Genomic DNA, 19,750 nt, shown 5'->3' on the forward strand with positions numbered 1-19,750 from the left:
CCACCCGCGTCACCTCGTCGGCGAACGCGGAGAGCTGGTCGACCATCGTGTTGATGGTCTCCTTCAGCTCCAGGATCTCCCCGCGGGCATCCACCCGGATCTTCTGTGTCAGATCGCCCTGGGCCACCGCGGTGGTGACCTCCGCGATGGAGCGCACCTGGGCGGTCAGGTTGTCGGCCATGACGTTGACCGACTCCGTCAGGTCCTTCCAGGTACCGGAGACGCCCTTGACGTCCGCCTGGCCGCCCAGCCGGCCCTCGGTGCCGACCTCCCGGGCCACCCGCGTCACCTCCCCCGCGAACGCGGAGAGCTGGTCGACCATCGTGTTGATGGTCTCCTTCAGCTCCAGGATCTCCCCGCGCGCGGTCACGTTGATCTTCTGCGAGAGGTCGCCCTTGGCCACGGCGGTCGCGACCTGGGCGATGGACCGCACCTGGGCCGTGAGGTTTCCGGCCATGAAATTGACCGAATCCGTGAGGTCCAGCCAGGCGCCCCCGACTCCGGGTACGTCGGCCTGGCCGCCGAGGGTTCCCTCGGTGCCCACCTCGCGGGCCACCCTCGTCACCTCGGAGGTGAACAGCGAGAGCTGGTCGGCCATCCCGTTGAACACCGTGGCGATCTCGCCGAGCAGTCCGTCCGCCGTATCGGGCAGCCGGGTGCGGAAATCCCCGTCCCGTACGGCCGTCAGACCCGCCAGCAGCTGGCGCAGTTCCGATTCGCCGATCCTGTCCTCGCCGGGAAGCGCCGGTGACCTGTCCGGTGCCTCCGTACCCGTCCGCTCAGCCATCCGCCAACCTCACTCTAGACAACGACCGCGCCGGCGCACGGAACAGGACGTAGCACGGGAACGCACCGGACCCCCGGTCCGGCCGGGAGAGCCGCCTTCGCCACACAACCAGCCGATGAAGGCTATCGCCGACCGCAGTGGCCTCCGGCCGGTCCGGGCGATCTTCGTCCGCACAAGCCCCCGCGGCAAGGACGTCACGGATACCGGCGCGAGCAGCGGGCAGACGAACCGGTGACGAACGACACAACCTGACCAAATGGGGTGAGGGCAATGGCGGTCAAGGCCGTGGGCTGGGCACGCTCGTTTCCGGTTTCCAGGGGAGTTCGCGCTGCACGCCACTGGACCGCCGGACACCTGGCGTCGCTGCCCTGGGACAATTCGGCCGCGGACACGGCGGATTCGGTGCTCATCAGCGTCTCCGAACTCGTCACCAACGCCCACCTGCACGCGGCCGGCGCCGCCCATCTCGTGCTGACGTGGGACGGCAGTTGCCTCCACGTGAGCGTCGCCGACTCCGATCCACGGCTGCCCACCCCGCGGGAGGCCGATGCCGATCCCGGCACCACCTCCGGCCGGGGGCTGGGCATCGTCACCGCCCTGGCCGACTCCTGGGACATCCACGCGTGCCACGGCGGCAAGGCGATCACGGCGTGCTTCCGCCCGCCGGGCGCCCCCGACCCCCACACAGGTCCGCGGACCGGCCCGTGGACCGGCCCGGGAGGGGCCCGCCCGTCATGACCCGCCGACGGCATCCTCGACGCTCGGGTGCAGGGAGAGGACCGTGTCGGCGCCCGTCAGGGCGAACAGGCGGCGGAGCTGCTCGCCGGGGGCGGCGATGCGCAGCGTGGTGAGACGGTGCAGCCGCAGCAGCAGGTTCAGGAACGACGAGTCGCCGAAGGTGATGGAGCCGGCGTCCAGTACCACCAGCCGGTGCTGATCGGCGGCGGAGGTGAGCGCCGCCTCGAGAGGGGCCAGCGTGTCCTGGTCCAGCTCCCCGTGCGCCACCACCACCCACCCGGCCCCGGCGGGATAGCTCTTCCCGACGACGCCCTCGTGGTACGCGTCCCCTGCTCCGGTCATGTCCGCTCCCCGGATCGTCATCTGTACGGCCTCCGCAAGGGAGTATGCCTGTTCGTCGACGGGACGAGGGCGCCGCGGCCGCGGCTCGCGCATCCCGCCTCCGCTGCCGTCCGCCCCGGTGGCGGCCCCGGTGGCAGCCCGGTGGCGACCCGGTGGCGGCCCGTCAAGAAAGTTTCTGCCAGGGGCGAATAAGGCCGGGAAGTCGGGGCACAAGCGCCCGAGCAGCCGTCAGTCAATCGGGAGGGAACGGCCATCATGTCTCGCTCGGCCACCGCCGTAAGCCTCATTCGTGCAACAGACGCGCAGATCGAGCCCGCTGTGCCCGGCACCGTGGGAGCCCCACCGCAGGACGTGGCACTGCCCGAGGTGCACAACGCCCGGGAGATGGCGCCCGCCGACGCACGCGAGCTTTCGAGGCACTTCTTCGAGAGGCTCCGCGCCCTGGAAGAGGGCACGCGCGAGTACCAGTACGCCCGCAACACCCTGATCGAGATGAACCTCTCCCTGGTGCAGTTCGCCGCACGGCGCTTCCGCGCCCGTGTGCTGGGCGGGGGTCTGGACATGGACGACATCATCCAGGTGGGCACGATCGGCCTCATCAAGGCCATCGACCGCTACGAGCCCGAGCGGGGGGTCGAGTTCTCCACCCTGGCCCTCCCTTACATCGTCGGTGAGATCAAGCGCTACTTCCGCGACACCACCTGGGCGGTGCACGTCCCCCGCCGTCTGCAGGAGCTGCGCACGGAGCTCGCCAAGGCCCAGGAGGCCCTGACCGACGTCCTGGGCCGGGCCCCGACGGTCAAGGAGGTCGCCCAGCACCTCGATCTGACCGAGGAACAGGTCATCGACGGGCTGGTCGCCGCGAACGGCTACACGAGCGGCTCCCTGGACACCTCCGGCGCCGAAGGCGACGAGCAGTCCACGACGAGCCGGTCGGCGCGCCCCCTGGCGGAGCGGCTCGGTGATCTCGACCCCGCCATGGAACTCTTCGAGGAGTTCCACACCCTCGCGCCCCTGCTGGAGCAGCTGGACGAACGCGACCGGCTGATCCTGCGGTTGCGCTTCGGCGAGGACAAGACCCAGGCCGAGATCGGCGTGGAGCTGGGCATCTCGCAGATGCAGGTCTCGCGCCTGCTGTCGCGGACCCTGGCCGGGCTGCGCGCCGGAATGCTCTCGGTGTAGGCAGCGCGCATGCCATCACCCCACCGGCACGACGGTTCCGTCCCGCCCGTCGGCGTGCAGCACCCGCTCTACGACGACCGGGTGTGGGCGGACGCCGTCGCGCTGTGCACGGGCATCGGCACGGGTGCGGCGCCGACGCTGACCGCCCGTCCGCTGCGCGACCGCCCCGGCGCCCTCCTGAGCGGCGACTGCGACCTCGACACCCGGCCGATCCTGAACGCGGCCCTCGGAGTCGTCACCCGCATCCCCGGCCCGGTCGTCCATCTCGACCTCTCCTCCGTGGCCTTCCTCGACGCGGCGGCCGTCGCGGCACTGGTGCAGGCCAACGCCACGGTTGCCGGACAGGGACGTCGCCTGCTGCTCCACCACCCGCCATACTCGCTGCGCAAGGTAGTGGAGATGTTCCCGGAGGAATGTGCCGCGCTGGAGGTCGCAGCATGATCAGTCGTCCTGCGCCCCGCGCACCCGGGGCCTTCGTCCACCCTGCCCTCTTCTACCGGGGTCAGGAGGACTACCTGGCAGGCGTGGGAGGGTTCGTACGCGCCGCCCTCACCGCCGACGAGCCGGTGCTCGTGGCCGTGCCCGGCCCCCGGCTGGACGTCGTGCGCGAGAGCCTCGGCAGCGCCGCGGCCGGGGTCACCTGGACGGACATGACGCAGCTGGGCCGCAATCCGGGCCGCATCCTGGCGGCCCTGCAGGATTTCGCCGACCGGGATCCGGACCGGCCGGCCCGGATCGTCGGCGAGCCGATCTGGCCCGGGCGCTCGCAGGCCGAGGTGGTGGAGGCCACGCGTCACGAGGCCCTCATCAACACCGCCTTCGCGGGGCGGCAGGCCACGATCCTGTGCCCGTACGACGTCATCGGCCTGTCGGCCGAGGTGGTGTCCGACGCCCGGCGCACCCATCCCACGCTGATCGAGGGGGACGGGGTCCTGCTCAGCCCGGACCACACCGACGCCCCGTCGGTCTGCGCCGACTGCGACCGCCCCCTGCCCGAACCGGACGGCGCCGCGCCCTGGCTCGCGTACGGCCGCGGGGAGCTGGGCGAGGTGCGCGCGTACGCCGAGGCCTGGGCCCGCGGTACGGCCCTGAGCGCGGCCCGGCGCGGCGACTTCGTCCTCGCGGTCAGCGAGGCCGCCGCCAACTCCCTGGCCCACGGGGGCGGGAAGGGCTCGCTCCGGCTCTGGAACACGCCCGGCGAAGCCGGTGGTGGCGGTGGTGCCGGCTCCGGGATCGTGGCCGAGATCCGCGACGGCGGGCGGCTGGCCGACCCCCTGGCGGGGCGCCGCCGCCCCGCCCTGGCGTCGGCCGACGGCGGCCGCGGCCTGTGGATGATCCACCAGCTGTGCGACCTGGTCGAGATCCGCGCCGCGGACAGCGGCCTCACGCTGAGACTGCACATGGCCACCCCCTGAGGGACGGCGGTCCCCTAGACTGTCACGGGCACGTTCAGGTGCCCTCGGCCCCCATGGGGCCCCGTTCGTTCCCGCGAACGAAGAGCCAGTGTCAACGGTGGGGGTGAGAGACCACAGTGGAAACGATCGGGCCGGAAACCGGCGATCGTCGGCCTGCCGGGCCTTCCCTCGCGGGACAGCGCCGTCGGCTGGCCCTGTCGGGCGTGCGCGGCCACGTGGCCAAGGGCCGCGACTTCACGCGCCAGGCCCTGCTGGACTGGGGCTGGGACGGGAGCGAGACCTCCGAGGACGCCCTGCTCCTCGTGTCCGAGCTGCTGACCAACGCGGCACTGCACGCGGGCGGTTGCGTCGAACTCGCGCTCTCGGCCGGTGAGGTCCTGCGCATCGAGGTCTTCGACGGCACGACGACGCCGCCCCGCCGCCACCCCTCCCCGCAGCGCGGGCTCCCGGGTGGCCACGGCCTCTACATCGTGGAGCGTCTCTCCGACCGCTGGGGCACCCACACCCATGAGAACGGCAAGGCCGTCTGGGCGGAGATCGAGGCATCGCGGCTCACCTCGGGCAGGTCCACGGGCCGGTGACCCGGCCGGCCCGCCGCGTGCGCGGAGCCCCGTACGGCGGCTTCGTTCCGGGCGTCGGGGGCAGACGCGCGGTATGACATCCAATGCGCTCACTTCCCAGGCCCTGACCGCACCGCCCGGCCCCGCCTGGATCCACCTGATCGTCATCGTCTGCGCCCTCCTCTTCCTCGTCCGCACGCTGTCCCGGCACCGCTGAGGACCGTCCTGCGACGATGCCGAGACGATCTTCAACCGCCTCGTACAGCACGTCCGGACATGGAGGGTCGTGCCCTCTTGTGTTTTCTTCCCGTACCGCTGTTTGAGTCTTCGATGCGCGGCCATACGCGTGAGTGTCGGCGGGTCGCCGTTTCGAGCGGGGCGGCGAACCGCCGAGACCGGCGGCCGCATGCCGGTGTCCCGTCCCCCCGGGCGCCGCGTGCGGCCGCCGGCCCGTGTCCGGCGGGGAAGCGGCCGGTCAGGCGGGGTGTCCGGGGTCGATCCTCGCCACGTCCCGGTACCGCAGCAGAGTGACCTCGGTCGGGACCGGTGGGGAGACCTCGGCCGGCACCAGCAGGAAGCCCACGTGGTCTCCCCCGTCGATCCGTGTCTCGATCCGGCCGACGAACCACGCGGGGGCCGCGGTCAGCACGGGGCAGCCGCCGACGCCGGACCACCAGTCGACGTGTGCGAATTTGTCCACCTCGTCGCCCGTCTCACCGCCGAACAGCTCCGCCAGCGACCGCTGGCCGCGGTCCAGCACGTGCACCGCCAGGTACGAGGCGCCGCGCGCCACGCGGAGCGTGTGGTTGCGCACGGACAGCCACACCATGAAGCGCGGCGGCCGGATCGAGCACTGGGAGGCGAAGCCCACGAGACAGCCCGACCGTTCGCCCGCGGCCGCCACGGTGACCACGTACACGGGGCCGTTGAGGACCTCGGCGAAAGCATCGAGTTCGGTATCCGCCACGACCGCTCCCTCCGTCGTGCCCGTCCGCGCCCAGCGCGCCTGCCACGGCGGCTACCCGCGTCATCGCCGCCGAACCCCGACGCCGGCACGGCGCACGTCGGCGCACCTCGGCGCATGCGGCGCCCGGGGCCGGGTAGCCGGGCCTTGAAGGGTCCTCGCAGGATGCGGGGCCGCCGACGACCGGAAGGGGCACGCATGTCGCACGTCGAGGAGTACGTCGAGGTCAACGTCCCCGTGCGCACGGCCTACAACCAGTGGACGCAGTTCGAGGAGTTCCCCGCCTTCATGGAGGGGGTCGAACGCATCGACCAGCGCACGGACACGCTGACCCACTGGGTGACGAACGTGAACGGTGTGCAGCGAGAGTTCGACGCGCAGATCACCGAGCAGCTCCCGGACCGCCGCGTCGCGTGGATGACGGTGGACGGGGAGACGCGCCAGGCCGGGCTCGTGGTCTTCCAGCCGATCGACGCGACCACCACCAAGGTCGTTCTGCACATGAACTGGGTGCCCGAGGGGCTGGCCGAGAGCGCCGCCGACAAGCTCGGCTTCGTCAAGCGCCAGGTCGCCGGCGATCTGAAGCGGTTCAAGCTGTTCATCGAGTCCCGCGGAGTCGCGACGGGCGCCTGGCGGGGGGAGGTCTGACCGCTGTGGCGAGCACGCACGCGAGCAAGGGCGTCCGGGCCGCATCCCGCGGCGGCAGGGCGCGGGAGGTCACGGCACGCTGCGGGCTGCTGGCGCGCGGGGTGCTCTACGCACTGGTCGGGGTGCTGGCCCTGCGCGTGGCGTTCGGTGACTCCGGGGGCAAGGAGGCCGACCGGCAGGGCGCCCTCCAGGAGCTCGCGGGCAGGTCGTTCGGCGGCGTACTCGTGTGGGCCGTGGGCATCGGGATCGTCGGGATGATGCTGTGGCGTCTGTCGGAGGCGGTCTTCGGCGCGGCCGGACCGGACGGCGGCAAGCCGGTGAAGCGGCTGGCCTCGGCGGGCCGGACCGTCTTCTACGCCGCGGTCGCCTTCTCCGTCCTGTCGTTCGCGGCGGGCGGCGGCGGGCGCTCCGGGGACGAGCAGTCCCGCGACGCGACGGCCCGGGCGATGGAGCTGCCCGCCGGTCAGTGGCTGGTGGGTGCGGCCGGACTGGGGATCGCCGTCGCGGGCGCGGTCATCGCGGTGCAGGCGGCGCGGCGCAGCTTCCGCAAGCACCTGTCCATGGGCGGGGTCTCGGTGCACTGGCGCCGGGCCGTCGACTTCCTCGGGGTGAGCGGCGGTCTGGCCCGGGGCGCCCTGTTCACGGCGGTCGGCGGGTTCGTCGTGTACGCCGCGGTGCGCTACGACCCGGCGCAGGCGAAGGGCATGGACGACACCCTGAGGTCGTTCACCCTGACGCCGGCGGGGCCGTGGCTGCTGGTCGCGGTCGCCATCGGGCTGATGCTCTTCGGGGCGTTCTCCTGGGCCATGGCCCGGTGGCGCGAGGTCTGATCCCGGGCGGGCGGGCGACCGTGCCACCCGCCCCGGTTCACCGCTGCCACCAGTGCCTGCGGCGCGGGTGCACGGCCCGCCCCAGCCGCAGGCCGATCAGCAGGTACCCGATGAGCGCTCCGGCCGTGTTGAGGATGACGTCGTCGATGTCGAAGACGCGTCCCGTGATGAGGGCGCCCTGGGTGAGCTCCACCAGCGTCATCAGGGCGACGGTCACCGCGGCGACCCGCAACAGCCCGCGTGCCGGGGGCAGCAGGACGGGCAGGAGCACACCGAACGGCAGCCCCAGCAGCAGGTTCCCGCCCAGCTGGCGAACCGCCTCCACGGCCGAGGTCCCGTCGAGATAGGCACTGATCGAGTGACCGGGCCGGACATTGCTGTGCACGAGGGCCGCCGAGTCGGCGGACGGTTCCAGCGTCAGCCGCGCCAGGACCGCACTGAACAGGACGGTCCCGAGGAACGCGGTCACCATGGCCAGCGCCCGGACGGCCGGGTGCACCGGCCGCCGTTGCCGCGCGGTGGCCTCCGTGGCCCCCGTGGCCCCCTCCTCGGACTCCGCACCGCGCCACCGCGCATTCCTCCATGTCATGCGGGCGCGTCTACCCTCGGAACGGCGCCGTACGCGTGCACCGCTGACGGTCCGCCACGGCGGCCGGCCCGGCCGGCGGTCCGCCCGTGCGCCGGACTCCCGGACGCGAAGGGCGCATGTGCACGGGCCCTTTCGGGCACGCGCGCAGCGTGAGCGTCATCCCCCGCACCGCACCACACCGTGGCAGTCCGCCCGGCGCCGCCCGCACGGCGCGCGTCCGCGCCGCGCTGCGCCGTACGGCCGTCCACGTCTGGACCGAGAACCTCACCGACCATGCGGCCGCCCTCACCTACTACGCCGTTCTGACGCTCCTGCCCGCGCTCGTCGTCGCGGTCTCCCTCGTGGGGCTGCTGGGCCGAGGGACGCGGGACCGGCTGATCATCGAGGTCGCCTCGTACGCCCCACCGCGATCGGCCCACGTACTCGGCGACGCGCTCGGTGGCCTGTCTGCGGAGCGGTCGTCGATGTGGGCCCTGCTGATCAGCGGTGTGCTCAGTGCCCTGTGGTCGGCGTGCAGCTATCTGGCCGTGTTCCGGCGGACGCTGCACACGATGCACCGGGTGCCCGATACGCGGCCTCCGCTGCGTGCGGCCCACACGCTGGTCATCAACGCCCTGCTGCTGATCCTGCTCTTCGTCGGCGCCGTGGGGCTGATCGTGTCCGGGCCGCCGGCCCGATGGTTCGTGCAGGCCGTGGGCGGGGGCGGTCCGGGCGGCGTCGCGCTCCTGCGCTGGTCCGTCCAGTTGCTGGTCGTCACCCTCCTGGTCCTGATCGTCTTCCGTACCGGTCCGGCCCAGGGCCGGGGCACCCGCCGGGGGCTGCCCGGCGGCGTACTGGCGGCCCTGCTCTGGCTGGCCGCTTCGGGTCTCTTCACCCTGTACACGGAGCTGGACACGTACGGCCGGCTCTACGGCTCGCTGGCGAGCATCGTGGTCTTCCTCGTCTGGCTCTGGTTCGCCAACCTGGCCCTGCTCACCGGGGCCCAGTTCAACGCCGAACGGACACGGGAGCCGACCGTGCGGCGGGCGACCCGGTGATGACGGCGGGCGGGAGTTTCGCGGACGACCCCGACCGGGTACCCCTGGCGGGTGACCTCCAGGTCACCGGCCCGCGCGTATGCGATCGCCGCAGAAGACAGAGGAGACGTCATGGCGCAGGATGCCCGGGGCGGCCGGAGCGAGAGCGTGGAGGAGCGCGCGGACCGCCAGTGGCAGGAGCTCATCCAGGAGATCCGCGTCGCGCAGACGGGCGTGCAGATCCTCTTCGGTTTCCTGCTGACCGTCGCCTTCACCCCGCACTTCCAGGGCCTGCCCCAGATCGACAAGACGATCTACATCATCACCGTCGTACTGGGCGCGCTGGCGACGGGCGCACTGATCGGGCCCGTCTCCTTCCACCGCATCGTCTCGGGCCGCCAGATCAAGCCCGAGGCGGTCGCGTGGGCCTCGCGCCTGACGTTCGCCGGCCTGATCCTGCTCCTGGCCACCTGCACGTCCGCCCTCCTCCTGGTGCTGCGGGTGGCCACGCACAACGCCCTCGTGCCGTGGCTGGTCGCGGGAGTCCTGGCCTGGTACCTCCTGTGCTGGTTCGTCCTCCCCCTCTGGGCGCGGGTCCGCTACACCGCGGCGGACTGACGCACGCCCCGTTCCGGTACCGAGGCCGAGCCTGAGCCCGGTCGCGGTCGCCTCAGGAGGCGGGCGGGGCCGCCGTGATCCGCGCGCAGTCCAGGACGACGGCGGCGAGATCGCCCCGCTTCCTCAGCAGCGCGCGCTGGACGCGCGCCCCGTTGCCCCGCTCCAGCAGTGCGGCGAGGGCGGCGCTCACCCGCTCCTGGTCACCGTGATCGACGAGCGCCTCGCGGACGTGCCCGTAGAGGGCCCGTACCGCGTCCGGGGGTGAGATCTCCCGCATCGTGCGGGGATGCAGCAGCGGTCCGTCCAGCCCCGACCGGCCGGCCCGCCAGGCCGCCAGCCGCAGCAGGCCCGTATCGACCCCGTCCGGCGGTTCCCCGGCCCGCCAGGCCCGGGCGGCCGTTTCGACCAGCCCGCGGATGAGGGCGGCCAGGAGGACCGGGGTCGCCGCGTCCAGGCACACGTCCGCGACCCGGACCTCCACCGTGGGGTAGGTGGCCGACAGCCGGGCGTCGAAGTAGATCATCCCCTTGTCGCGCAGCACCCCGGTGTCCACCATCGCCCGGACCTGCTCGTGGTAGCGGTCGGCGGACCCGAAGACGTCCACCGGCCCGGCCGAGGGCAGCCGGTTCCACACGCGGCTCCGATAGCTCGCGTACCCGCTGTCCGCACCCTGCCAGAAGGGGGAGTTCGCACTCATCGCGGCGAGCACCGGGAGCCAGTGGCGGATCCTGTCCAGGACGGCCACCCCCTCCTCGTCCGATTCGACCGAGACATGGACGTGGCACCCGCAGGTCAGCTGCTCCTGCGCGGTCAGGCCGAACTGGTCGGCGATCCACTTGTACCGCTTCCCGGCGCTCAGCGAGGGCCGCACGGGGAGGGGTGAGGTGCCGAGGGCCGCGACGAGGGCGCCGGCGGGCTCGGCGTGCCGGGACGCCTCCGCACGCCACCGAAGGATCTCCTCCTGGAGCTCGCCCATCTCCGTCACCGGCTTGGTGGCGAACTCCAGCTGCTCCCTCTGGAGCTCCCGCTCGAAGGCGTGCTCCTCCGCTCCCCCGCCCTTGGAGCATCGCCCGGCACAACGGTTCGCCGCCGCCATGACCGCACCCGACACGGCCAGCGGCTCACCGGTGGAAGCGTCCACCAGCAACAGCTCTTCCTCCACGCCCACACTTCGCATTCCGCCGCCGCCCATCGCTCCCGGGTTCAGATCGATACAGGTGGCCGCCTTCGAGGTGAGCGCCCCGATGCCTCACGCACCCGCGGAATCCTTGCTGTCTCACGTTCACACGTATCGCAGTCCCGTGCATCCGTCGTCGCGGAGCGGACGGCCGCACCTGTGCCGAGGTCCCGCACCCGTCACGGGCGCGGGACCTCGGCCGAAAACACAGGTGCGCGTCAGCGCTTGAAGACATCCTTGACCTTTTCCTTGGCCTGGCGGGCATCACCCTTGGCCTTTTCGGAGCGACCCTCCGCGGTCATGCTTTCATTCCCCACCGCGCGGCCGGCAGTCTCCTTGATCTTTCCCTTGGCCTGCTCGGCCTTGGCTCGGCTCTTTTCCTTACCGGACACAGCTGATCACTCCCTGGGAAATGGAAACTGAAATGGGAACGGCGTACGCCTCGTGTCGAGTGCGCGGGCCTACCAGTAGTGGGCTCGACCGCCGACTGCGTGCCCGACCGAGCCCAGGATCCACAGCACCGCACCCACCACGAGGAGGATGATCCCGAGGGTCCACAGGATGGATATCCCGGTCAGGAATCCGACGAGTAGAAGAATGAGCCCGATAACAATCATGGTGCCCTCGTTCCCACTTCGGAATTTCGGCGGAGCGGTTGGATCCGCCGTGGTGTCTCGGATGGCGTCTACCCTCGAAAGCCTTCTTTATCGGTGCCGCGTCCCCTGATTTTCCATTACGGGAAACGCCTCACGCCCGATGGCTGCCGACCGGGCCTTCGCCGGGCAGTCCTCCGGTGCCGTAGTAGGTACCGAGCTCCTGCCGGTAGCCGGGATCCGCCAAGTGCTTGTCCCGGTGGAAGTCAGGAGCGTTCTTGATCTGCTCCTTGGTGCAGTTGACGTGAACCTTCTCCTCCTCCAGGTCTATCCGGGCCACGGTGCCCGCCGGGAGGAGGACCTCCCTGCCGAAGATCCACACACCGATGTCGACGACCAGGTAGGCATCACCGACGTCGTACGAGTGCTTGTCGACCCTGCCGATGTGGCCGTCGCTCGCCTCGACCTTGTAACCGGTGAGGTCGGCCCAGGTCAGGGGGCCCGATGTCGGCCGGTAGCTCCACACGTGATCGGCGTGCTCAGTGTGATCGGCGTGTTCAGTCACGCGAAACCATCTCCTCCGGTAGGGGCGGTCCCGTCTCCTTCCCGACTGTTGACGCGGCTGCCCGCCCTGACGCCGCCCAAACACCGCGCCCCTCCGTCCGAATCCAGCCACTCGTCTGGCACCGCCTCGCGGCCCGGCGCTGTGGTCCGGTCTACGGTGGAGGGGTCCCGTCACCCGTGAACGGCAGATGAGGCTGACAGCTGTGTCGACTTCGAGCCACGAGATCTTCGGTGCCCCGTGCTGGGTCAGCCTGCTGGCCCGGGATCTCGAATCCACACAGCGGTTCTACGCCGGCGTACTCGGCTGGGACTTCCGCCCCACCCACCTCGGGGGCGGCATCATGGTCGCCTTCCGTGACGGAGCGCCCGTCGCAGGCGTCGGCACGCTCGCCGGGAGTCCCGGAGCGCCGGTGGTATGGACGCCGTACTTCGCCGTCGAGGACGCCGACGTGACCGCCGCACGGATCACCGAACGGGGCGCGACCATGGCGGTCGGCCCCCTGGCCTTCGGTACCGGCCGCATCGCCCTGGCGGCGGACCCCGCCGGGGCCGTCTTCGGCTTCTGGCAGGGCGAGGTCGTCCCCGACTGGTCGGTCGGCCGTGGCAGCGCACCGGCCTGGCTGGAGCTGCGGACCCGGGACGCGTTCGCGGCCGCCATCTTCTACGGGGAGGTCCTCGACTGGGCCGGCCGGCGCCCCGGCTGCTGTTCGGTCTCGTACGAGCACGCCCACGTCGTACTGCGTCACGGGCGCGACACCGTCGCCCGGATCAGCGGCGGCGCGCTCGAAGCGGCGCCGGATCCGGAAGTGCGTCCCCGATGGCACGTCCACTTCCGCGTCAGCGACCTGGAGGCGGCCGTCGAGGCGGCGACCCGGCTGGGCGGCAGGGCCGCGTCCCCCGTCAAGACGTCCACCATGAGCCGGTGGATCGTGCTCGCCGATCCCGAGGGGGCGCTCTTCACCTTGGTGGCACCCCAGGACGCCGCAGCGGGGCCGCGCTGATCGCCTCCGCGCTGATGGATTCCCCGACACGGGAGTCCTATCGTGGGAGCGAGATCTGGAGAGGCCATGCTCGTCACCTCGTCCCCGGCCCACCGCTCGCGGTCACGCGACAGCGGCCGTGACGGCTCGCCCGGGCACGCCCCGGGGAGATGACCGGGTCGGGCGGACCCGGCCGGCTGTCGCCCGTCGAGCGGATAGGCAGCGCGATACGCCGTGCGCGGGCCGGACGCCGCTGGGGGCGCATCCGGGACGTGGACCTGTGGCAGCGTTCCCTCGGATTCGCGGCGCTCGGCTTCCTCACGCTGGTGCCGCTGCTGATCGTCGTGTCCGCGGCGAACACCGCCACCGGGCAGGGCTTCGCGCAATGGCTGGGAGACGGGCTCGGTGTGTCACCGGCCGCCCGGGAGGAGATCGACCGGCTCTTCGCCCTGCCCGGCCAGGCGTGGCGGACCACGACGGCATTCGGCCTGGCGGTGCTCACCGTGTTCGGCCTGTCCTTCGGCACGATGCTGCAGAACGGCTACGAGAAGGTCTGGGACCTGCCCCCGGCCCGCTGGTGGGCCGGATGGCGGCACGTGCTCTGGCTCGGCGTACTGGTCGGCGTCCTGTACCTGTCGGCCATCACACCGCCCTGGCGTGAGTCCCCGGCCCGCGGCTTCGTCACGGTGGCGATCGGCACCGTGTTCTTCTGGTGGTCCCAGCGGCTCCTGCTCGGTGGCCGGGTCGCCTGGACCGCGCTGCTTCCCGGGGCTGTCGCCACCATGCTCGGACTGTTCGGACTGCGGGTCTTCTCCCGTCTCGTCTTCTCACCGCTGATCGCGTCCAGCGCCGTCACGTACGGGCCCTTCGGCACCGTCCTCGTCATCCAGACCTGGCTCGTCGGCGTGGGAGTCGTCATCTTCGGCGGCGCACTCGTGGGCCGGCTGCTCCACGACGAGCTCCCGCACGGCGCACCCCCGGCCCGGTCGTAGCGACCCGTCCGCGGACCGGCCGGCCCCGTACGTGCCGGCATCCGCCGCCGACCTGCGGCGGCCGAAGGGCTGCGCCAACTCGCCGCCGGCGTCGGGCCGGGGCGGGGCCGTCCCCGCAGGGCAGGGTGAGCGGACTCGGCGCCAAGCGCCTTGCCATGAAGGGCGGAAAGGTGACCAACGGTAACAAGATCGACCTGTACGATTGCAACGACTCTGCGGCGCAGTGCCGGCCCGTCAGCACCAAGAGGCGGGCCGGGCACGTGACTTCGGGCAAGGTCCTCGAAGTCACCGGTGGCGCGACGGCCAACGGCACGGCCGTACAGCCCTGCACGGCGAACACGAACAAGCGTCAGATCCGGGTCACGCCCAAGTAGCCGCAGCCCGCCCGGGCACATCGGACCGCAGCGGCGCAGATGGGCAGGAGCCCGCCCAACCACTGTTAGGGTGTCATGCGCCCATCAAGTTGGGCTTCTCACATACTGACATTTCAACGGGGTTGACGTGAAGCTTCGCCATGTCCGCGCGGTCGCCGTCTTCGGTATCGCAATCTTCGCACTCACCGGAGCCCGTGGCTCCCACGGCGGCAGCTGCGGTGGCAGCAGCCACAGTTCCGGCTCGGGTTCCAGCGGCTCCAGCAGCTCCAGCGGGAGCACCACCGGCGGCAGCCACGACAGCGACAGCACGAGCGGCAGCACCAGCAGCTCGGGCGGAACGTCCGTCACCGGCGGCTCCAACAACAACAAGGCAGAGCGCGACATCAAGATCGACGCCTGCAAGCTGGACGCCACGGGCAAGAACCTCGTCGCCAAGATCACCGTCACCAACACCGGCTCGCTGGACTACACCTACAACATCTCCATGAAGTTCCGCGGGAACGCCACCTCGGCCGCGAGCTCCGCCGAGGCCAAGGTCAGCTCGCTCACGGTCAAGGCGGGCGCGTCGAAGCAGGCCGAGGCCACCACGCCGTACACCGGCAAGGGCGACGGCAGCGAGTACAAGGAGTGCGTCGTCACCAGCGCGACGAAGAGCGCCCTCTGAGCCGTACCCGATCCCCCGGCGCCCCCTCTCCAGTCCGGCTGGAGAAGGGGCGCCTTCGTTTCGGCGGGGACCGGGTCGGGCGCACCCCGCGCACCGCCGCTTGCGACGGGGACGCGAGCGGCCCGATCCTGGTGACATCCCCCGACCGGAGGCGGTCCGTCATGGAAGAGCAGTTCACGGCGACCCTGCAGAAGAGTCCGAGCAAGGGCGGCTGGACCTATCTGATCTGGCCCGGATCGGCCGAGTTCTTCGGTACCAGAGGCCTGGTGAAGGTCCGCGGAACCATCGACGGCCACCCGTTCCGGAGCTCCTTCATGGCTCTGGGCGACGGACGCCACAAGCTCCCCGTGGCAGCGGAGATCCGCAAGGCCATCGGCAAGGAGGAGGGCGACGTCGTCACGGTCCGCCTGCTGGAGCGGATCACGGACTGACCCGGGCCCGAGCCCGGGCCCGGGTCCTGTTCCCGGGCCGACGCGCGCCGCCAACGGGGCCGATGGGTGTCGGGCCCGGGCAGGGGTCGGTGCTCACCTGTTCGGTGGCGCCGCGCCGCCGGTGGAGCAGCGCGTCGAGGGACAGGGCCGGGGCGCCGGCGAGGATCAGCGGGGTCCAGGCCAGCAGGTAGATCAGGTCCGCGCCGAAGTAGTACGGAGTGGTCGACCAGCTCATGGTCAACCACAGACTGAGCGAGATCAGCGCGCCGCCGAGGGCCGCGGTCCGGGTCAGCAGGCCGGCCAGGGCGCCCAGTCCGACGGCCAGTTCCCCGGCGGCGATCGCCATGCCGAAGCCGACCGGGTTGGTCAGGGCGAGGTCGACCAGCCCGGGAACGCCCGCGGCGTCGCGCACCGCTTCCATCTGCTGCCCGATCGAGCCGTCGCCGGTGGCGGACAGGAAGGCCGGATCGGTCAGCTTGTCCAGACCGGCGTAGACGAAGGTGACGCCGAGGAAGAGGCGCAGCGGCAGGAGTGCGTGCTCGGAGGCTCTCGCGCGGAGGCCGGCGGAAGGCGTGTTCATGCTCACCACACGAGGGAGTCCGCGATCCGGTTCGACCGTCGGAGGCGGCTCTTCGTCTCCACGGGTGCCACCGGGTACGGCCGGTTCACGACGGGCGGGGATGAAGTGGATGGTGCTAACTTCATTGGCATCATGTTGCTTACGCTGAACATCGCGGACAACCGTCCCCTGCACGAGCAGGTGGCCGGGACCATTCGGCGTGCCATCGCCGAAGGGGAATGCGGACCGGGTGACCGGCTGCCGCCGGCGCGGGAGTTGTCGCAGGCGCTGGGCGTCAACGCCAACACCGTCCTACGGGGGCTGCGCGCGCTGCGCGACGAAGGGCTGCTGGAGTTCCGGCGCGGCCGCGGTGTCACCGTGGCCGGTGGGGCGGACGGCCGGTCGGCGCTGCTGGAGCGGGTGCGGGAGCTGGTGGCCGACGGGGCGCGCCTGGGGTACGGCAAGGCCGATCTCATAGAGATGATCAAGGAGGCGCAGTGAGGGAGCGCAGGGAACTCGGAGGCTTAACGGGGTCGCAGAGCGGCCCCGCATGGTGGATGGCCGCCTGGGCGGCCGGGGTTCTGGCACTGCTGGTGGCGCTGCCTCTGGCGGCGCGCGGCGGACTGGGGGACCCGCTCGCGACGCACTGGAACGCCCTGGGAGAGCCCGACGGGGCGCTTCCGCTCCGGGCGGTCGTGCTGGTGCCGACCACGATCTGGCTGGTGCTGGTCGGCGGCGCCGCGTGCCTGCGGGCGGCCCGCCGGTGGCGCGGGGCGGTGCTGGTGTCGTGCGGGGTGCTGCTGGCCGGGGAGCAGGCGGCGATCGTGCGGGCGAACCTCCACCACGGGGACTGGCGCGACGCGGACTCCGTCACCGTCGGCGCCGTGGTCACCGTCGTGGTGGCGTCCGCGGCCGCTCTGGTGGGGATGCTGGCGAGCCGTCGGCCCGCCTCCCCCGCCGCCGGCACCGGGCGGGGCCCGCGGATGGAGATTCCGCCGGGTGAGCGCCGTGTGTGGCTCTCCCGCACGGTGAACCCGTGGCTGCACCTCCTCTCGGCCGTCGCGGGAGTGGTCGCGCTGGCCGCCCTGGCCGTCGGGGTCGGCGATCCGGCCAAGCCGATGTGGCTGCTGATCCTTCCGTTCGCGTTCGTGTCGATGACCGTGCTCGCCTGCTCCTCGGTACGGGTACGCATCGCCGAGCGCGGTATGGACGTGGCGTTCGGGCCCCTCGGGTGGCCGGTACGGCGCTGGGACGCGGCGGACATCGAGTGGGCCCGGGCCGAGAACCGCACACCGGCGCAGGTCGGCGGCTGGGGCTACCGACTGAGCGGCCTGGGCACGACGGTGATGCTGCGGAGCGGTGAATGCCTGGTGGTCCGGGCCAGGGGCAGGGACTTCGCGGTCAGCGTGGACGACGCCGAGCGGGCCGCGGCCCTGCTGAACTCCGTGGCGGGGGCGCGCACCGAGCGACCCTGAGGGCAGCGGCTCGGCTCCACATCCGCCGGCTCCCCGCGCAGGTCCGGTAGCGGCGCCCAAGCCGATCCGGGCCGCTGCGGACCGGGCCGGGCAAGGCCGACCCGGTCCGGAGCAGGGCGGCCCGGGGCGGGCCTCCGGTTCAGTGGAAGAGCATGGACGCGCCCCCGGCCGGGGTGCTGACCGAGCCCGGACACAGGAAGCTGCCCGAGGTCTTGGTGGCGGTGAAGGCCCGGTTGACGTACTTCCGGCTCGCCGCGTCGCGGTCCCAGGTGATGCCCGTCGCCTTGTAGCGGCAGGAGATGAAGCTCTGCTTGCCGGTGATGTCGATCAGATCGGTCCGCGCCGTGCCTGCGGTGTCGTCGAAGGTGAAGGCGGGGTTGTTGTTGAGGGTGGCGGCGATGCCGCCCCCGCAGGCCAGATTGCCGCCCGGCGCGTTGATCGTGGCGCGGTCGACCGTGAGGGCGTTCGGGGGAACGGCGCTGGTGCTCGCGTTGGTCCAGCTGCAGCTGTTGCCGGCGACCACGATCACACCGTCGACCTTCTGGTCGGCGGCAAGGGCACCGGCTCCGTGCGCGAGAGCCGTACCGGTTCCGGCGAAGGCCGCCGTGACGACCAGCGTCGCGATCCCGGCGAGACGTGCGATGCGGGTGGGGCGGGTGCGGGGCGTGTTGTGCTCCATGATTCGCTCCTCCATGCCACGTACTGGTGGGGGTTGGCGAGGCGCTGGGCCTCACAGAGTGTGCGGAGTGCGTGCCGGGAGAGTCCCACAGCCGTCCCGAACTGTCAGGAGGCTGTCAGGGCCATGCCAAGAAATGGCTGGAAATGCAGGCCCCTGGACCTGTGCCGCCGCCCGGGGCGTAGCCTCGGCACATGCTCCGTGACCGTTTCGCATGCCGCTGCGTCCTCTGCCACGACTACGGCGACCGGGACGGGGCGGACCGGGTGGAGGAGACCGTCATCGGCAACGTGCGCCGGCACGGCTGGCACGTGGCGATGGTCGCCGAGGACGAGATCGGGCCCGGATTCGCCTACACGATCGGTCTCGCGCACACGCACGGCGCCGCTGAACTGTGCACCTTCAACCGTGACATTCACGAGATGCACCGCATGCTCAACGCGCTCGGCGACCGGACCGCCGCCGGCACGACACTCGAGGACGGCCAGGAGCTCACCGGCGTGCTGCAGGACCGGTCGGTGGGGCTCAGGAGCGTGGACCTGCGCTGGTACCGGACCTTCTTCGGCCGGGCCATCGGCTTCTACCGCCGGCCGCCGGTCCCGTTCCTGCAGGTCGCCTGGCCCGATGCGTCCGAGCGCTTCCACTGGGACGAACAGGCCGGCGAGGACCACCGGCAGTCACAGCCTCAGCTGTGGCTGCCGCCGGCCGAGCACCCGGCTGGGGTCTGGACCCCTGAACTCTGACGCCGCGGGGGGGGGCGGCCGCCCGCGGCGCCGGCCGTGCCGCTCAGGGAGCGGGGCGCTCGATCAGGGGGCCCGGGCCTCCGGTGGCAGGGCGCGGCCTCGGGTGAACGCGGCCGTGAAGGCGGCGTCGCCCAGTGCCGCGCGGAGGCGGGCGGTCGCCCGGTCCACGTCGTGCCGTTCCGCCGGAGGCAGCGGGGCGCCGAGGAACTCCCGCAGCGCGGCGGCCGTACCGAGGAGCGCCGCCGTCTCCTCGGCGCGGTCCCCGGCCACGGATCCGGCGCCGGCCAGCCCCTCGAAGGCCAGGGCGAGGGCCCGCGGGTCACCCGAGCGGCGGGCCGCCGCGAGGCCGTCGCGGTGCAGGGACTCCGCGAGCGGGCCGTCCCCGCGCGATTCGGCCACGTACCCCAGCTGCGCCAGGATCAGCGCGACCGCGATGTCCACGCCGAGCCTGCGGTTCCAGTCGAGCCACGGCCGCAGCCGGGCCTCGGCGGCGTCCAGGTCGCCGTCCCGGCGGGCTCCGAGTGCCGGGCCGATCTCGGCGAACTGCTGGGCCGGCCGGTGCGATTGCTCTTCGGCCAGCCGCCGGGCCTGCTCGTGGAGGTCCGCGGCGAGTGCGGTGTCCCCGACCAGCAGGGCGATCCGGCCCTGCTGTGAGAGCCGGAAGGAGACCTGCGTCCAGAGCTCCAGCTCCCGCGCGCTCCGTACGCCGTCCTCGTGCAGCCGGGCGGCAGATGCTGGTCCGTCTGGACGCGGCCCGATGAACACCGCCGCCCCGGGCGGGCGCGGGTCCGCCCGGCGGCGGGCGGGCCTGCGCCCCCTTCTCCAGCTCGGGG

Annotated in this window: 27 protein-coding genes and 2 pseudogenes; 18 read left to right on the forward strand and 11 right to left on the reverse strand. The window is 72.1% G+C overall.

All coding sequences use genetic code 11. The features are described 5' to 3' along the window. Positions 1 to 787: HAMP domain-containing protein (locus ACWGE1_RS30865; RefSeq protein WP_453423754.1), on the reverse strand; the 787-nt coding region annotated here is incomplete at its 3' end. A gap of 270 nt (positions 788 to 1,057) precedes the next feature. Between ACWGE1_RS30865 and ACWGE1_RS30870 the strand changes: the two genes are divergently transcribed. After that, positions 1,058 to 1,525, forward strand: coding sequence for an ATP-binding protein (locus ACWGE1_RS30870; RefSeq protein WP_453423755.1), 468 nt, complete (start codon positions 1,058 to 1,060; stop codon positions 1,523 to 1,525). Here the strand turns inward: ACWGE1_RS30870 and ACWGE1_RS30875 are convergent. After that, positions 1,520 to 1,867: an STAS domain-containing protein gene (locus ACWGE1_RS30875; protein ID WP_453423756.1), complete on the reverse strand. Its 348-nt coding sequence runs from the start codon at positions 1,865 to 1,867 to the stop codon at positions 1,520 to 1,522. The two genes, ACWGE1_RS30870 and ACWGE1_RS30875, sit on opposite strands and share 6 nt — an antisense overlap. A 255-nt stretch (positions 1,868 to 2,122) precedes the next feature. Between ACWGE1_RS30875 and ACWGE1_RS30880 the strand changes: the two genes are divergently transcribed. From ACWGE1_RS30880 to ACWGE1_RS30900, 5 genes are all read left to right on the forward strand, one after another. After that, positions 2,123 to 3,049, forward strand: a complete 927-nt coding sequence (locus tag ACWGE1_RS30880; RefSeq protein ID WP_453423757.1) for a SigB/SigF/SigG family RNA polymerase sigma factor — start codon at positions 2,123 to 2,125, stop codon at positions 3,047 to 3,049. 9 nt (positions 3,050 to 3,058) lie between these two features. After that, entirely contained in the window at positions 3,059 to 3,490 is a 432-nt protein-coding gene (locus ACWGE1_RS30885) for an STAS domain-containing protein (protein WP_453423758.1), read from the forward strand. Then, entirely contained in the window at positions 3,487 to 4,464 is a 978-nt protein-coding gene (locus ACWGE1_RS30890; protein WP_453423759.1) for an anti-sigma factor RsbA family regulatory protein, read from the forward strand. The genes ACWGE1_RS30885 and ACWGE1_RS30890 overlap by 4 nt, the downstream gene beginning before the upstream one ends. Before the next feature lie 203 nt (positions 4,465 to 4,667). After that, entirely contained in the window at positions 4,668 to 5,045 is a 378-nt protein-coding gene (locus ACWGE1_RS30895) for an ATP-binding protein (RefSeq protein ID WP_453423760.1), read from the forward strand. A 73-nt stretch (positions 5,046 to 5,118) separates the two neighbouring features. Then, on the forward strand, positions 5,119 to 5,241 hold the full coding sequence (locus tag ACWGE1_RS30900; protein WP_453423761.1) for a hypothetical protein: 123 nt from the start codon (positions 5,119 to 5,121) through the stop codon (positions 5,239 to 5,241). A 258-nt stretch (positions 5,242 to 5,499) separates the two neighbouring features. Here ACWGE1_RS30900 and ACWGE1_RS30905 read toward each other — a convergent pair whose 3' ends face one another. Further along, positions 5,500 to 5,991, reverse strand: a complete 492-nt coding sequence (locus ACWGE1_RS30905) for a flavin reductase family protein (protein WP_453423762.1) — start codon at positions 5,989 to 5,991, stop codon at positions 5,500 to 5,502. A 195-nt stretch (positions 5,992 to 6,186) separates the two neighbouring features. On the opposite strand from ACWGE1_RS30905, the gene ACWGE1_RS30910 reads away from it, so the two are divergent. Then, the gene (locus ACWGE1_RS30910) at positions 6,187 to 6,636 is read left to right on the forward strand and encodes an SRPBCC family protein (protein ID WP_453423763.1); all 450 of its coding nucleotides are present in this window, start codon (positions 6,187 to 6,189) and stop codon (positions 6,634 to 6,636) included. 5 nt (positions 6,637 to 6,641) lie between these two features. Continuing rightward, positions 6,642 to 7,466: a DUF1206 domain-containing protein gene (locus tag ACWGE1_RS30915; RefSeq protein ID WP_453423764.1), complete on the forward strand. Its 825-nt coding sequence runs from the start codon at positions 6,642 to 6,644 to the stop codon at positions 7,464 to 7,466. A gap of 37 nt (positions 7,467 to 7,503) precedes the next feature. On the opposite strand, the gene ACWGE1_RS30920 is transcribed toward ACWGE1_RS30915, so the two are convergent. Further along, entirely contained in the window at positions 7,504 to 8,055 is a 552-nt protein-coding gene (locus tag ACWGE1_RS30920) for a VanZ family protein (RefSeq protein WP_453423765.1), read from the reverse strand. 149 nt (positions 8,056 to 8,204) lie between these two features. On the opposite strand from ACWGE1_RS30920, the gene ACWGE1_RS30925 reads away from it, so the two are divergent. Next, complete coding sequence (locus tag ACWGE1_RS30925; protein WP_453423766.1) at positions 8,205 to 9,092, forward strand: YihY/virulence factor BrkB family protein; 888 nt, start codon at positions 8,205 to 8,207, stop codon at positions 9,090 to 9,092. Between the two features lie 111 nt (positions 9,093 to 9,203). Next, on the forward strand, positions 9,204 to 9,689 hold the full coding sequence (locus ACWGE1_RS30930; RefSeq protein ID WP_453423767.1) for a DUF6328 family protein: 486 nt from the start codon (positions 9,204 to 9,206) through the stop codon (positions 9,687 to 9,689). 52 nt (positions 9,690 to 9,741) lie between these two features. Here the strand turns inward: ACWGE1_RS30930 and ACWGE1_RS30935 are convergent, their stop codons facing one another. The 4 genes from ACWGE1_RS30935 to ACWGE1_RS30950 form a co-directional block, all read right to left on the reverse strand. Beyond that, positions 9,742 to 10,866, reverse strand: a complete 1,125-nt coding sequence (locus ACWGE1_RS30935) for a glutamate--cysteine ligase 2 (RefSeq protein WP_453423768.1) — start codon at positions 10,864 to 10,866, stop codon at positions 9,742 to 9,744. Between the two features lie 218 nt (positions 10,867 to 11,084). Beyond that, positions 11,085 to 11,258 (reverse strand): CsbD family protein, encoded by a 174-nt coding sequence (locus ACWGE1_RS30940; protein ID WP_453423769.1) that lies wholly within the window; start codon positions 11,256 to 11,258, stop codon positions 11,085 to 11,087. A gap of 69 nt (positions 11,259 to 11,327) precedes the next feature. Then, positions 11,328 to 11,483, reverse strand: coding sequence for a DUF6131 family protein (locus ACWGE1_RS30945; protein WP_453423770.1), 156 nt, complete (start codon positions 11,481 to 11,483; stop codon positions 11,328 to 11,330). Between the two features lie 130 nt (positions 11,484 to 11,613). Continuing rightward, on the reverse strand, positions 11,614 to 12,024 hold the full coding sequence (locus ACWGE1_RS30950) for a PRC-barrel domain-containing protein (protein ID WP_453423771.1): 411 nt from the start codon (positions 12,022 to 12,024) through the stop codon (positions 11,614 to 11,616). A 253-nt stretch (positions 12,025 to 12,277) separates the two neighbouring features. Between ACWGE1_RS30950 and ACWGE1_RS30955 the strand changes: the two genes are divergently transcribed. The 5 genes from ACWGE1_RS30955 (at position 12,278) to ACWGE1_RS30975 (ending at position 15,464) form a co-directional block, all read left to right on the forward strand. After that, the gene (locus ACWGE1_RS30955; protein ID WP_453423780.1) at positions 12,278 to 13,024 is read left to right on the forward strand and encodes a VOC family protein; all 747 of its coding nucleotides are present in this window, start codon (positions 12,278 to 12,280) and stop codon (positions 13,022 to 13,024) included. 149 nt (positions 13,025 to 13,173) lie between these two features. Continuing rightward, positions 13,174 to 13,995, forward strand: a complete 822-nt coding sequence (locus tag ACWGE1_RS30960) for a ribonuclease BN (protein ID WP_453423772.1) — start codon at positions 13,174 to 13,176, stop codon at positions 13,993 to 13,995. A 170-nt stretch (positions 13,996 to 14,165) separates the two neighbouring features. Continuing rightward, a complete protein-coding gene (locus ACWGE1_RS30965; protein WP_453423773.1) occupies positions 14,166 to 14,369 on the forward strand; it encodes an RICIN domain-containing protein in 204 nt (67 codons plus the stop codon). A 127-nt stretch (positions 14,370 to 14,496) separates the two neighbouring features. Next, a complete protein-coding gene (locus ACWGE1_RS30970) occupies positions 14,497 to 15,033 on the forward strand; it encodes a hypothetical protein (RefSeq protein ID WP_453423774.1) in 537 nt (178 codons plus the stop codon). Positions 15,034 to 15,194: 161 nt separating this feature from the next. Further along, positions 15,195 to 15,464 carry a DUF1905 domain-containing protein gene (locus ACWGE1_RS30975; RefSeq protein WP_453423775.1) on the forward strand — a complete coding sequence of 90 codons (270 nt, stop codon included), beginning with the start codon at positions 15,195 to 15,197 and terminating at the stop codon, positions 15,462 to 15,464. Positions 15,465 to 15,576: 112 nt separating this feature from the next. Here the strand turns inward: ACWGE1_RS30975 and ACWGE1_RS30980 are convergent. Next, a pseudogene (locus ACWGE1_RS30980) lies at positions 15,577 to 16,044 on the reverse strand (TQO small subunit DoxD); the annotation flags it as partial. Positions 16,045 to 16,176: 132 nt separating this feature from the next. Between ACWGE1_RS30980 and ACWGE1_RS30985 the strand changes: the two are divergent. Together ACWGE1_RS30985 and ACWGE1_RS30990 are read left to right on the forward strand one after the other, a co-directional pair. After that, positions 16,177 to 16,524, forward strand: a complete 348-nt coding sequence (locus ACWGE1_RS30985; protein ID WP_453423776.1) for a GntR family transcriptional regulator — start codon at positions 16,177 to 16,179, stop codon at positions 16,522 to 16,524. Next, entirely contained in the window at positions 16,521 to 17,498 is a 978-nt protein-coding gene (locus ACWGE1_RS30990; protein ID WP_453423777.1) for a DUF1648 domain-containing protein, read from the forward strand. The genes ACWGE1_RS30985 and ACWGE1_RS30990 overlap by 4 nt, the downstream gene beginning before the upstream one ends. Positions 17,499 to 17,637: 139 nt before the next feature. Here ACWGE1_RS30990 and ACWGE1_RS30995 read toward each other — a convergent pair whose 3' ends face one another. Further along, positions 17,638 to 18,177 carry a hypothetical protein gene (locus ACWGE1_RS30995; protein WP_453423778.1) on the reverse strand — a complete coding sequence of 180 codons (540 nt, stop codon included), beginning with the start codon at positions 18,175 to 18,177 and terminating at the stop codon, positions 17,638 to 17,640. Positions 18,178 to 18,368: 191 nt separating this feature from the next. On the opposite strand from ACWGE1_RS30995, the gene ACWGE1_RS31000 reads away from it, so the two are divergent. Continuing rightward, complete coding sequence (locus tag ACWGE1_RS31000; protein ID WP_453423779.1) at positions 18,369 to 18,917, forward strand: DUF4262 domain-containing protein; 549 nt, start codon at positions 18,369 to 18,371, stop codon at positions 18,915 to 18,917. Positions 18,918 to 18,980: 63 nt separating this feature from the next. Here the strand turns inward: ACWGE1_RS31000 and ACWGE1_RS31005 are convergent. After that, positions 18,981 to 19,750 (reverse strand): annotated as a pseudogene (locus ACWGE1_RS31005) (hypothetical protein); the annotation flags it as partial.

It is taken from the genome of Streptomyces sp. NPDC054932 (assembly GCF_053610205.1).